Origin of the sequence: Aliidiomarina soli (assembly GCF_003986975.1) — a bacterium.
In the GTDB taxonomy this organism is placed as follows: domain Bacteria; phylum Pseudomonadota; class Gammaproteobacteria; order Enterobacterales; family Alteromonadaceae; genus Aliidiomarina; species Aliidiomarina soli.
Genome location: NZ_PIPO01000001.1, coordinates 307,657 through 319,337, shown reverse-complemented (window position 1 = coordinate 319,337; position 11,681 = coordinate 307,657). Strand labels below are relative to the sequence as shown.

Sequence of the window (11,681 nt, the reverse complement as noted above, 5' to 3'; positions counted from 1 at the left end):
GTTTGTAGAATAAATTTTTTGTGAGCTTGCCTTAGCAAAAAGTGGCAAACTTAGTCGCACCTTCTACTCGTCTCGCACGACGACCCCATCCAGTACGCGTTCGACTTCACTTTGAATTGCTTCTACCAGCTCATCGGGGTGAAATTTGGCAATAAAACGGTCGGCCCCAACCTTTTTCACCATGGCTTCGTTAAATACACCCGACAATGACGAATGCAGCACCACGGCAAGGTCTTTCAACTGAGGGTGAGCCTTGATTTCAGCGGTTAGGGTGTAGCCATCCATTTTCGGCATTTCAATGTCAGAAAGTACCACCGGTACTTTTTGCACCAAGTCATCGTTGTTTTCGAGCTGCTGCTCAAGCCATTCCAATGCTTGCTTGCCGTCATTGGCGAGGTGACATTTCAAACCCACCTCTTTCAGCGCCCGTTCGACCTGTTTGCGGGCCACCATGGAATCATCCACCGCCAGCACAACAATACTGTCTTTATCAATTTCAGAATGGCGGGCCCGCGCTTCATCGCTGACATGGGCTTCTTCACCTGAAACCTCAGAAAAGACTTTCTCGACATCGATAATCTGAACCAGCTGGTCGTCGACTTTAACCACCGCCGTTAAGTAATGGCCGCGCCCTGCACCACTTGGTGGGCTCATCACCTCTTCCCAGTTAAGGTTCACTATTCGCTCGACACCGCCCACAAGGAAACCCTGCACATGGCGGTTATACTCACTCACAATAATGAATGACGGCGCATCATCAGGAATCCCGGCACCACCCATGGCGTAATCCAAATCAATGACTGGAACACTTTCACCGCGTAAGTGTGCCACCCCCTTAATTTGTTTACTGGCCCCTGGCATTTCTGCCAATGCGACTGTAGGAATGACCTCACGTACTTTAAACACGTTGATACCAAATCGTTGCTGGCCCCGTAAGCGAAACATCAACATTTCCAACCGGTTTCGACCAGCCAGATTGGTTCTGGCATCAACCGATTTCATAAATTCACTCATGGGCTTCCCTCTCTACTTCTAACGATTTTTCTATACTCTACACCGCTCATTTACAAATAATTAACACGGTTAAATACGCTTGACTAGTATTAAGTTTTGTTAATTTTTCGAACGGTCACTATCCCTGCCAGTTGCGCAGGAACTCGATTTGACGTTGTTCCTGAGCGTCCGGTTGATAGGGACTGGTATCTATATCGGCAGGATTAACTATACCAAGAGGCCAGCTAGTACGATTACTTTGCCCAAAGCCCTGTTCATCCCCCGGGTGGGACGACATTCGCTCGAGCACAAGGTCAGTTAAATACAGCTCCGCTGCGTGCTCAGGCAAGACACTATGGTGAGCCCTGGTTAGGAATCGCTGCTGCCCTCTGGCCAGCTTCTCCCGTGCTGTTAACACAGCCAAAGGCTGGCTTTCGTCTTTGGACAACACCGCTCGTAAACGGTAAATGCCGGCCTGCTCTACTTCAGCCGTGACCTCTGCGACTACATCAGCGCCCTCTACTCTCGCTTGACCCACCGCGGTTACCCTGGCGGCCGGATAATGAAAGGTTAAATCAGTGCTGAGCTGCTCTCGACCACCGGCAAAACTTACTTCCGCACGTAAACGCAGGTTACGCGGCCAATCCGCCTCAAGCGCAATTGCAAATGACTGCTCGTCGCTACTCTCGCTGTACAGCAGCGTACCGCTATCGGCATCTACAAGCTCCAGCCGCATCACATCAATCGCCATACTAGCTACCAACTGGCCCTCAAGAGCTTGCGGGTAGATATGGTGATAACGCTGTAACTGCAAAGACAGCGTTTCGTCACCGTCGAGAACTGGAATGTCCACCGGATAGCTTCGATTCCAGTTGCGGTGCGCCGCGCCAATATACTCATAAGGCTGTGAATACGAAGGGTACTGCAAAATAGCCTGCTGCTGCGAGGCCATTGCCTGCATCGCTTCCGCGGCTGGGGTTTCTGCAATATCGTCATAACCGCCATCGTAGGCTGGATCGTCATCCGTCGACGCGGTATTTATCGACCCAGGGGTCGCTGCGGGTTGCGCCTGAACAGATAAGACCTGAGCAAGCTTTGGCTCGGTCGCAAGCGGTTCGTCAGCATCTACGGCGATATCTAAGCGGGCTGACCAAGTGGTCAACCCGATAATCAAAAGGGCAGCGAACGCCGCCCCTATCAACCAATACTTTTTCACTGTTCGAGTTACCTGCTAGGTTGCTTTGGACTTAACGCAACAAGCCTTGCGCCACTTCCGACATGGTTTGTTGCTGCGACCCCTGAATGTATTCAAAGCGACGCCCAAACCAGCCCGACTCGCGTTCATAGGCCACCGACAGAGTTTCGCCGTTGGCCAAATTCAGTAAACGCTGCACCGAGCCTAAGGGGCCCTCGTGCTGCGCCGCGATTGTACCGCTATGACTGTAACCGGAGCCCATCGCAATCGGATAATGGTATGGCATAAATTGCTCAACACCATTCGACATGCTGGTCAGGCGACCACTGAAGTTCATGGTTGGTGAACAACTATTAAAGTTACTGACATCCGCCGCACCACAGGTCGAATGAGCAGACACCACACCGTCATCATGGCCCGGTAAAAATGGCGCTGTAACACTCCAGAAGTCGGTGGCATCGCCCACAAAGCGCAGCCGTGGTACCCGTTCGTCAGGTAAACGGGCAAGTTGACGCGCGTTAGCAACACGCAAATCACTTAGCACACCAAGGTTGCCCTGAGTAGGAGTAATTCCAAGCCAGAGCGAAATGGCATAACGCATGGCTGCATTGGTTAAACCACCGCCTTCGGCGACATTAATAGCAATATCGGCCAGTTCAGAGCCACCACCCGCACCTGCAAAATCAATCGTGGCGACAAAGTTAAGCGGCTCAAGTCCTGCATTTTCGAGCCAGTTACGCTGATTCTCAAGGATATGGCGTGCAATAAGATCGCCTGTTGAGTGGGTCACCAATAAGCAACCATCGCGGCAGAGACCGCTGCTAGAAAGTTCCTGTAGCTTCGGCCAAACATACTGCGTAGAAATCTGCTGGGTAACCCGCTGATGCGACGGCCAGTCAATCCGCGCCGCTGCCCGTGGGCCCCAATACTCGTCCCAGTACGCAGCGCCGTCCAACTCGACCTGATCTGCATTTGGCTGCGCCTGCAACTGATGCGGCTGGAAGCCATGAATTAATACCACCGGATAGCCTGAATCGGCTGCTGCCGGCATTGCTGTTATTAACAGAATTCCCATTGCTATAGAGATGAACATTGTTCGAACCATACCCGCCTCACTTAATGATTGAGTCAATTAACCGCTTATGTGGACCTGCGTCGCACTGCAATAGCAAGTTACGCCTATAAAAGCACGTTGACAAAATATTAACAAGTGAGAGAAAAACAGAGCAAAGTCAGCCTAGGAAGGTTTCAATTCAGTCACGTTTAAATACACAATAAATGAACTTCTGCTCTGCGCCAGCTGGGGTAAGATGTGTTTCGCGTTGCTGCTGCAACAGAGTGAAGCCCTCGGCGAAAACCTGTGCCAGCTTGTCGGCGTCATAACGCTCAACCGGCAGGCCGCTGCATTTACTGGGGCCATCATCAGCGAAGGTTGCAATAATCAACCAGCCACCCGGCTTAAGCGCACTTTTAAGCTGCTCTACGTAGCGCACACGGTCAGAGGCATTGGTAAGAAAATGAAAGACTGCACGGTCATGCCAGATATCAAACGGCGCACCTTTCAGTGTGGTCAGATCGATATCCAGCACATCCGCCTCAACCCACTCTATCGCCTGTGCTGGCTCACCAGATTTCGACAGACGAGCTTGCGCTGTTCTCAGCGCAGCAGAGGATAAGTCCAGCACCGTGATCTGGTTATCCGCATCCTCAATTAAATCATCCACCAGCCGCGAGGCGCCGCCACCAATATCAATAATCCGTCGTGGCCCCTCGCAAACACACGCATGGATCAACGCCAGTGAACGCTCAGCCTGCGGCTGAAACCAACTAACCTCGTCCGCCGCTTTGGTAGAATAAACATCTTCCCAATGATCTTTGTTCTTCATCAGATCCTACACCTCTATGAAATCGCCCAGGCCAGCAGCATCAATGTGTGTCGCACGGGCGACATCGCCATCATTACCAATGAGTAGCGTTTTAGCTTGGGAAAGACATTGTTGCAGACTACCCCGTCTGGGCCATACAGGGAAAACTGACAGAACGGCAGCATCCAAACCCTCAGGGTGTAACGCTCATTAGCAAGCTCAAAGCGGTAGTTGCCATAGGGCAACCACAAATACTTTCTGTATATCTGAATGCCACCACTGCTAATCGTAAGTTTCGAGGTCAGCTTGTTGTAGCTGACTTCGATAGCTGTGCCGTTAACATCTAGCGTCCGCTGGCTTACTGCTTGCATAAATCCCTTTCATTATTTTCCATGTCATCAGGCATCCCGCTCAGCAAACGGTCAGATCGGCCCGTTTCAATCCGCCAAGGCAAAAACTCAACTTAAAAATTATCACTTTCTGATATTAGCAACTAATCTAAACATGCACATTGATAAAATCAAGGAGCTAGTTATGACAATAAAACCAGGTCCAAAACCCAAAGCAGAATCTACCGGCAAGACAGATAAACGGAGACGGGTAACTGAGGAAAATAAGCCTAAACATCCATCATTGAAAAAACACGAACATAAGTAAACACAAAGCAACGAAGCCTGACCGTTAAGTCAGGCTTCGTTGCTGAAGTGCCAGCGAAACCCTGTGCGCTTCCACATAAGCGCTACAAACGGAAAATGCAGAGACATGCACAGGGCGAAGAACCACTCGATGTTATTTTCCATCATGTCGGCCCAACTGAAGCCGATGCCTTTAATCACCAGATTCGCCATCGCCAGCACCCAACAGAGCATAATCAGCGCCAGTTGCAGCTGCATATAACGCTGAATAGCGGGCTCTAGCGTGTTGCGTACTTTATGCAGGGAAGCAATGCTCATAACTTGAGCAAGCACCGTGAGGCCAAAATAGAAAATCACTCCATAACGCCGCAAAAAGCGATTAAAATCGCCGTCGGTACCCAGGAAGTCAACATAGAGGATCAGGAAAAGCGCACCGATACTGCCCAGAATAAAAATCAGCCAGTGCGACTTGCCCGTGATCCGATGTAGCCACACCGACTGCAGGCACCAAAACAATACCAACACCGCCGCCAGAGGCATCATCAGCGCACGAAAGAAGAAAATAGCATTGCCCTCACGGGCGGCACGGCTGATCGTAGTGCACCCCTGAATATACGGGTTACACTGGTAGGCTACCCCTTCCCACCAACCAATACCGTAGGCGCCGTGTACCGCAATCACCGGCACCCAGAATACCAGCCACGGAATATGCTGAGGACGCATAATGCCTCCTTTCTGTTTCCTGATTCAGGGACCTACTTACTCAAACGACTCAACAATTATTCCGGTAGCACCGCAGGATTCTGTTGATTCAGAACCATATTCAGCATAGAAACTCAGCGGGAAACCAAAGTTGGGGTCATAAGCAATAGGAGTATCACTTTCAGCCGCTGCAACCAGGGTGTCCGGCAGTTGTGCCATAGCATAGGTTAGCTCGTAAAATACCATCCCCAGAGTAGCCTCGAACAAGTCTCGATCTTCATCGCCGTCCCACTCAGTCGCTGATTCATCGACCCTACCATCAACAACCCGAATAGTGGTCAGCGACGACGTCTGCGGCTCTGCACAGCTGCCGCGAATAAAACGCACCCGGTAAGTGTAGTCCTGCAGATCTGCCTCAATCCAGGTTTGCGCACCCTGGTTGAATTCATGAACATAGTTAGTCAGCGGGTAGCTCAATTCATCAAGGCCTACCAGGCGCCGGGTCGATGCCGTATAGGTACAGCCATTATTCTCTCGACTATTCTCTTTATGAAACCATTCAGTGACCACGCCGCGATCATCAAAAGTAGGCAGTTCGTCGATGTTATTGCGGTTGCGGCCCAGCAACACAGGTCCTTCATCAAGAATATCCATCAGCGCTTCATGCAGGCGCTCATAGCCATCGTAGCGATAGTTGTCACCAATCAACCGGGCTTCATTATACCAAGGTGAGATCGCGTAGGGTTCGCCTGTGTCCAGTACCACGTTAACCATGGGAGGCGGAGCATCCGCGACAATCCCTCCATCACACTCGCCAACCATAAAGGTGCGGGTAAATGCATAGTTCTGCAATCCTGCAGCTTGCCAGTCAAGCTGGGCCTGTTCGACAAGGTCTTTTGTATCAGCAATATTAGGTGATACAGCCGGGTCGTCAGACGAGTTGCAACCAAGTAGAGGAAATGTGCACGCCATAGCGAGCATTGATACTATTACGCGGGGTTTCATATGACTGTCCTTAGTTTATGGCATGCACATTTAACTTTAAGCTAAAATCGCTATTCCTCAAGCACTATCTGAAAACCGCCGAAAATAACCCGCTTGCCGTCAAATGGCATCGGATTATTCTCCTTGCTCAGGCGCGGATCATTCATTGATTTTTCCATGCCCGCTTTGCGCGCCTCTTTCGATGGCCAGATAATCCAGGAAAACACTACCGTTTCCCCTTTCTCGCATTTCACCGCCATCGGAAACGAAGTCACTGTGCCGTCCGGTACATCATCACCCCAGCACTCCACCACCCGGGTTGCGCCATGCTCCTTGAAGATCTTCGCCGCATCACGGGCATGCTGGATAAACTTTTCTTTGTTTTCATTGGGCACTGCGGCCACAAAACCGTCTACGTAATCCATTGTCTTCTCCTCAATTGGTTAATTTGGCGCAACCAATACGGCGCGCTCTGACAGCATAGTCGTTCGCGTCGTGCCGCAATCGACAGCTAGAATTACCTAGTGAGATTTTTACAATGGTCGGTTAACGGGTCTCTTGCAAAGGGTTCCTAAACTCAAAATCTACTGTGACGTAGACTGGTGTGCTGTTAGGGTTGCTCGCTGCCGGGCGATAGCTGGCGGCCTGCATCGCGTTTAACGCAAACTTATCCCACATTCTTGCCGGGGTCGACTCGACGATTTCGCGTTCAAACACGCGGCCATTCGAATCGATTAAATACCGGACCGTGACAACGCCAGGCTCAGTCGGCTCATCCACGTTACCTGTCCTAAAACTAAGTTGATTATTCTCCAGCACCCAGTATTCATCTAGCTCAGGCCCCGAAATCTCCACCGGCTCCTGGGTTAAGTGCTTTTCAGGAGTTGCTGTACAACCAACCGCGAATACCAACGTGGCTAAGATGAGAATATAAAGTTTCATTTTGAGCTCCTTTTGAGATCCATTTCATAGCGCTCTACGACTGTTCAGGCTCATATGCCCGCCACACCAGACTCTCGCTATCCGTCGTATCGACGCACTGCATCAAGCTATCTTCCTGCTCCATGAGCGAACCTTCAGAGTACTCTTCGTTTGCGTAGTAACAGTACTTAGTATTGTCCGTTAAGTTAGCATCCAGTTCGGCGGTGGTACTGGCCGTTTGCGCATTGACGGCAGTTGCTGCGAGCGCAGCGGTAAGGCCTAGTAGTAGTCCTTTCATCGTTATCTCCTTGGTTTACTAATCCTTTAACGCCTGAACTGATTTCTGGGTGGTGCTAAGATTTTCAGCCAGTGCGTCCAGTAGTTTTTGAAACTCCGCTGACTTCTCACCCAGCTTAGTCTCTTTGACCAACTCAGCGAGCTTCTCATCTTCCTGCAGACATTTATCCAGAATAGCGTTCTTCGAATCAGCGGAAAAAAACTGAGTAAGCTCGCCGCCGATTTTTTGCAGGAGTTCTTTATCAGGATCTGGTTTAGCTGGCAGCTCGCCGAGCTCTTTGACCATGTTTCGACATGGCTCAATATAAGTGGCTCGTTCGCTGGCGATGTTATCGAGCTTACCAGCAAGACTATCGTCTTCGACCACGTTCGCCATCTCGCGATAGTAATCCGTTGTCTCCATGACTAACTTTAGAATTTCCACAGCATCGGCTTCATTGTCTGTGCGCATTATCGACATATTAATCCTTCTTTATGTTTGGCAGAGGCATATCACCAACGATCACTTCTATCGCTTTCGGTATCACTTCGAACTCAGCTGGCGTATCCGTTTTAAATTCACCATCAGCATGAAGTTGCCTTGGTTTAGAGGTTTTAATACTAATCTTTTTGGCAGTTTTACATATCACCCGCTCTGCAGTGCGTAAGTTACCGCTGCGCAAGTTCGCGCCCAGTAAGAGCAACTGCCACCACCGTTGTGGTTTTAAGCAAAATAGGTTCAGTTGTCCATCCAGTAACGTGGAGTCGTCATCCACAATATTTCCGCCACCATAGTAGCGCCCATTACCGATTGCCAGATGAATGGCTCTCACAGAGCAGCCCCAATCATCGGCTTTTATATCAACTCTAAAGCTTTTGTTACGCTTGAATACACTTATAAAAGCGCCCAGATACGCAAACACGCCAAAGTACTTTTTCGTTTCTGACGTCAGTTCATGAGTTACATCGACCCCTAAGCCGACATGAGCAACATTCACAAAGTACTTACCATTCACCTTCGCCAGGTTTATCTGTTCTCGCTTATCATCAACAATAATCTGCGCGGCTTCGACAATATCCTGCGGAACCCCCAGCGAACGAGCCAGGTCGTTTGCCGTTCCCATCGGTAAAATTGCTAAGCTTTGCTGGTTCTCATAAACCGACTCCAACGCCGAGCTAATGGTTCCATCGCCCCCGGCAACAATAACCACCCCATCTTGCTGATGGTAATCCGCAATCCTTGAAGCCATCTGAGATGCGCTTTCAGACACACAAACGTCGACCTCAATACCTGAGCTTCTAAGCAAGTCGATGGCTTCATTTAGCGCCTCAGACTGGCCATTCCGGCTCTGCGGATTGACAATTAACAAGGCATGCTGCAATGCTGTACTCCCTTCCGATTAAGCGCCCTATTAAAGGTAAACGCTTTATTCAAAGGCTGCAAAGCGCTGCCACAATATTTACCTTAGAGACCAGGGTGAGCCACTCGAGTATGCTTAACATCGTCAGTCAAGGCTGTGCCATACGCAATCTCATTATTGTGCAGTATAACCACCATCGATTGAATGAACGCTCCCGGTCATAAAGGCCGCACGGTCACTTAGCAGATATGCAACCAAATCAGCAACTTCTTCCCGGCTGGCGAGGCGCTGCATAGGATGTACGCTCGCCATCCAGTGCGTAACCTCTTTTCCAGCGTCCATAATCCTAGGGGTTGCCACGTAGCCGGGCGCAACTGCACATACACGGACATTTGACTCTGCCAGCTCCAGGGCGGCGGATCGAGTCAACCCGATGACTCCATGTTTCGCGGCGGTGTATGCAGCCATGCCCGGTAAGCCGACTACGCCATTCGCTGACGACATATTAACGATCGCCCCCGAACCATTGGTAAGCATGGCTGGTATTTCATATTTCATGGAGTAGAAGATACCAGTCAGATCGGTATCAACGACCTCGCGCCATGTCTCTGCTTCGACGTCCTGGACAGGCACTCCGGCTGGACCAGTTACACCGGCATTGTTCACAGCCATGTCGAGCTTTCCGAATTGATCAACTGCACGCTTTACTGCGGTTTCCATAGCTTCCGGATCACGCACATCTGCCGTCAGCGCCAACGTCCGCGTACCTTTTGGATCAATTCTTTTACAAACCATTTCAACAGGTTCAAGGCGACGGTTCACCAGTACAACTGACGCCCCATCAGCATATAGACGCTCTGCTATTGCCTCGCCGTTTCCAGTGCCAGCTCCCGTTACCAATACCACTCGGCCTTCGAATTCCATAGTATGTCTCCGAAATTGAATGTTCTGCGCTTTCGCCCGGCTTATTTCCAGCAACACCAATAGCATGCCAGCATAAAAAACTTCTCTGAAAGTTGTCCTTGCGGCTCTTAAAGCTTAATTTAAAGGCTTCAGAAAATTTTATAAGCAATTGCGATTTTTAGGCACTAACGTAGTCAGCTCGCACAATGCCCTTCGTGAAACGCTTTGTTTGAATCAACCTCAAAGACATCAGCCTATTTCTCCAGGTCCGAAAAACCTGAATATTTTATCCCAGACAAGAGTGCCATCTCGCGATTGAACGTGGCCAGATCTTCTTTATTGAAACGGGCCAAAGCGTCATGGCCACAGGCCCGCGCCATTACTTGCATAAGCTCAACTGAGGCTGCAAAGAAATTTTTCAGTTGTCCTGCCGATTTATCCACATTGAGTCGCTGACGCAAATCTGCTTTTTGGGTGGCAATTCCCACCGGGCAGTTGTTTGTGTTGCACATGCGTGCAGCTACACAGCCTATGGATTGCATGGCGCTGTTTGATATAGCAACGCCGTCAGCTCCTAATGCCATTGCTTTCACAAAATCCATCGGTACACGCAGACCGCCAGTAATAATAAGAGTGACTTCATTACCTATGCCTTGTGCGTCAAGGTAGCGTCTTGCACGCGCCAGAGCGGGGATAGTTGGCACACTAATATGGTCCCGAAACATTTCGGGCGCAGCACCAGTACCACCGCCGCGACCATCCAAAATGATATAGTCTGCGCTCGCATCCAAAGCGAACTGAATATCCTTTTCAATATGGTTGGCACTCAGCTTAAAACCGATAGGGATGCCGCCAGTCACTTCGCGAACGCGATCAGCAAATTTTTTAAAATCTTCAGCGGTATGCAAGTCTTTAAAGGTTGGCGGCGATATCGCTGCCTCTCCCTCCGGAATGCCACGAACTTCAGAAATTTTCCCGATGTTTTTATTGCCAGGAAGATGCCCGCCTGTTCCGGTTTTAGCACCTTGGCCTCCCTTAAAATGAAAAGCCTGAACATCTCTCAGTTTCGATTCCTCATAGCCAAACTGAGCGCTGGCAAGTTCATAAAAGTAGCGAGAATTAGCCTGCTGCTCCTCAGGCAGCATGCCGCCCTCACCGGAACAAATACCTGTACCAGCTAATTCGGCACCTTTCGCCAAAGCCAATTTAGCTTCTTCAGATAACGCCCCAAAACTCATGTCAGAAACAAATAGTGGGATCTTTAATGTCAGAGGCTTTCTGGCTTTCGGTCCTATCACCAGTTCGGTATTAACCATCGCATCTTCAAACAATGGTTTGGTTGCCATTTGTGCCACCATCACCTGAATATCATCCCAGAGCGGCAACTGATAACGTGGCACGCCCATTGACGTCATCGGACCATGGTGCCCCATCCTGGATAAGCCGTCCCGGGCTAACTGGTGAATGAATTCAACGGTGGGTTCTTCCTTCGTTGCACTCGCAACGGGAATATTGTCCGCATTAGTTTGGATCCCAGGGCCTTCTTTTCCAATCGCAGTATCATCAAACTGTTTATGAGTGCCATCACAAAAAGGCAAATTCGCAGAATGCTTGCATTGACATAAATACGCATCTTCGCTTTTTTCAGCGATAAATGATTTAGGCTTAAAGTCTGTACCTGCATGCGAACCATCACAAAATGGTTGAGCGCCAGAGCGGCCACAAGAGCAAAAGTAATACTCTGTATCTTTCGAGAGAACTACTTTTGTGGGTATATTATTTGCAACTATTGGATTCATGTTTTTACCTTCCTCTACTCTGGGTCTCGCCGCGCTTCGCGGCAATT

Annotated in this window: 14 protein-coding genes; all 14 read right to left on the bottom strand. The window is 49.8% G+C overall.

Going from position 1 to position 11,681, the window contains the following annotated elements; translation table 11 throughout:
- Positions 1-63: 63 nt before the first annotated feature.
- The 14 genes from CWE14_RS01555 to CWE14_RS01490 all read right to left on the bottom strand — a co-directional run bounded on the left by CWE14_RS01555 (position 64) and on the right by CWE14_RS01490 (position 11,634).
- On the bottom strand, positions 64-1,014 hold the full coding sequence (locus tag CWE14_RS01555) for a chemotaxis protein (protein WP_126797765.1): 951 nt from the start codon (positions 1,012-1,014) through the stop codon (positions 64-66).
- Between the two features lie 118 nt (positions 1,015-1,132).
- A complete protein-coding gene (locus tag CWE14_RS01550) occupies positions 1,133-2,209 on the bottom strand; it encodes a hypothetical protein (RefSeq protein ID WP_126797764.1) in 1,077 nt (358 codons plus the stop codon).
- Between the two features lie 31 nt (positions 2,210-2,240).
- Positions 2,241-3,281 (bottom strand): hypothetical protein, encoded by a 1,041-nt coding sequence (locus CWE14_RS01545; RefSeq protein WP_198676510.1) that lies wholly within the window; start codon positions 3,279-3,281, stop codon positions 2,241-2,243.
- A 160-nt stretch (positions 3,282-3,441) separates the two neighbouring features.
- Positions 3,442-4,074 (bottom strand): class I SAM-dependent methyltransferase, encoded by a 633-nt coding sequence (locus CWE14_RS01540; protein WP_126797762.1) that lies wholly within the window; start codon positions 4,072-4,074, stop codon positions 3,442-3,444.
- 14 nt (positions 4,075-4,088) lie between these two features.
- Entirely contained in the window at positions 4,089-4,424 is a 336-nt protein-coding gene (locus tag CWE14_RS01535) for a hypothetical protein (protein WP_126797761.1), read from the bottom strand.
- A gap of 315 nt (positions 4,425-4,739) precedes the next feature.
- Entirely contained in the window at positions 4,740-5,411 is a 672-nt protein-coding gene (locus tag CWE14_RS01530) for a hypothetical protein (RefSeq protein ID WP_126797760.1), read from the bottom strand.
- A 36-nt stretch (positions 5,412-5,447) separates the two neighbouring features.
- On the bottom strand, positions 5,448-6,395 hold the full coding sequence (locus CWE14_RS01525) for a DUF6174 domain-containing protein (RefSeq protein WP_126797759.1): 948 nt from the start codon (positions 6,393-6,395) through the stop codon (positions 5,448-5,450).
- Positions 6,396-6,445: 50 nt separating this feature from the next.
- Positions 6,446-6,799 carry a DUF1428 domain-containing protein gene (locus CWE14_RS01520; protein WP_126788194.1) on the bottom strand — a complete coding sequence of 118 codons (354 nt, stop codon included), beginning with the start codon at positions 6,797-6,799 and terminating at the stop codon, positions 6,446-6,448.
- A 121-nt stretch (positions 6,800-6,920) separates the two neighbouring features.
- Complete coding sequence (locus CWE14_RS01515; RefSeq protein ID WP_126797758.1) at positions 6,921-7,316, bottom strand: energy transducer TonB; 396 nt, start codon at positions 7,314-7,316, stop codon at positions 6,921-6,923.
- 34 nt (positions 7,317-7,350) lie between these two features.
- Positions 7,351-7,593, bottom strand: a complete 243-nt coding sequence (locus tag CWE14_RS01510; RefSeq protein WP_126797757.1) for a DUF1496 domain-containing protein — start codon at positions 7,591-7,593, stop codon at positions 7,351-7,353.
- An 18-nt stretch (positions 7,594-7,611) separates the two neighbouring features.
- Entirely contained in the window at positions 7,612-8,052 is a 441-nt protein-coding gene (locus tag CWE14_RS01505; protein WP_126797756.1) for a hypothetical protein, read from the bottom strand.
- Position 8,053: 1 nt separating this feature from the next.
- Complete coding sequence (locus CWE14_RS01500) at positions 8,054-8,953, bottom strand: lipid kinase (protein WP_126797755.1); 900 nt, start codon at positions 8,951-8,953, stop codon at positions 8,054-8,056.
- A 153-nt stretch (positions 8,954-9,106) separates the two neighbouring features.
- Complete coding sequence (locus CWE14_RS01495) at positions 9,107-9,856, bottom strand: SDR family NAD(P)-dependent oxidoreductase (protein WP_126797754.1); 750 nt, start codon at positions 9,854-9,856, stop codon at positions 9,107-9,109.
- Positions 9,857-10,089: 233 nt separating this feature from the next.
- Positions 10,090-11,634 (bottom strand): glutamate synthase-related protein, encoded by a 1,545-nt coding sequence (locus tag CWE14_RS01490; RefSeq protein ID WP_126797753.1) that lies wholly within the window; start codon positions 11,632-11,634, stop codon positions 10,090-10,092.
- Positions 11,635-11,681: the final 47 nt, after the last annotated feature.

Bases quoted from the DNA above. Each gene is read 5' to 3' on its own strand.
- CWE14_RS01495 (WP_126797754.1), bottom strand. From the start codon at position 9,856: ATGGAATTCGAAGGCCGAGTGGTATTGGTAACGGGAGCTGGCACTGGA.
- CWE14_RS01555 (WP_126797765.1), bottom strand. From the start codon at position 1,014: ATGAGTGAATTTATGAAATCGGTTGATGCCAGAACCAATCTGGCTGGT.
- CWE14_RS01505 (WP_126797756.1), bottom strand. From the start codon at position 8,052: ATGTCGATAATGCGCACAGACAATGAAGCCGATGCTGTGGAAATTCTA.
- CWE14_RS01545 (WP_198676510.1), bottom strand. From the start codon at position 3,281: ATGTTCATCTCTATAGCAATGGGAATTCTGTTAATAACAGCAATGCCG.
- CWE14_RS01515 (WP_126797758.1), bottom strand. From the start codon at position 7,316: ATGAAACTTTATATTCTCATCTTAGCCACGTTGGTATTCGCGGTTGGT.
- CWE14_RS01525 (WP_126797759.1), bottom strand. From the start codon at position 6,395: ATGAAACCCCGCGTAATAGTATCAATGCTCGCTATGGCGTGCACATTT.
- CWE14_RS01530 (WP_126797760.1), bottom strand. From the start codon at position 5,411: ATGCGTCCTCAGCATATTCCGTGGCTGGTATTCTGGGTGCCGGTGATT.
- CWE14_RS01520 (WP_126788194.1), bottom strand. From the start codon at position 6,799: ATGGATTACGTAGACGGTTTTGTGGCCGCAGTGCCCAATGAAAACAAA.
- CWE14_RS01510 (WP_126797757.1), bottom strand. From the start codon at position 7,593: ATGAAAGGACTACTACTAGGCCTTACCGCTGCGCTCGCAGCAACTGCC.
- CWE14_RS01535 (WP_126797761.1), bottom strand. From the start codon at position 4,424: ATGCAAGCAGTAAGCCAGCGGACGCTAGATGTTAACGGCACAGCTATC.
- CWE14_RS01490 (WP_126797753.1), bottom strand. From the start codon at position 11,634: ATGAATCCAATAGTTGCAAATAATATACCCACAAAAGTAGTTCTCTCG.
- CWE14_RS01540 (WP_126797762.1), bottom strand. From the start codon at position 4,074: ATGAAGAACAAAGATCATTGGGAAGATGTTTATTCTACCAAAGCGGCG.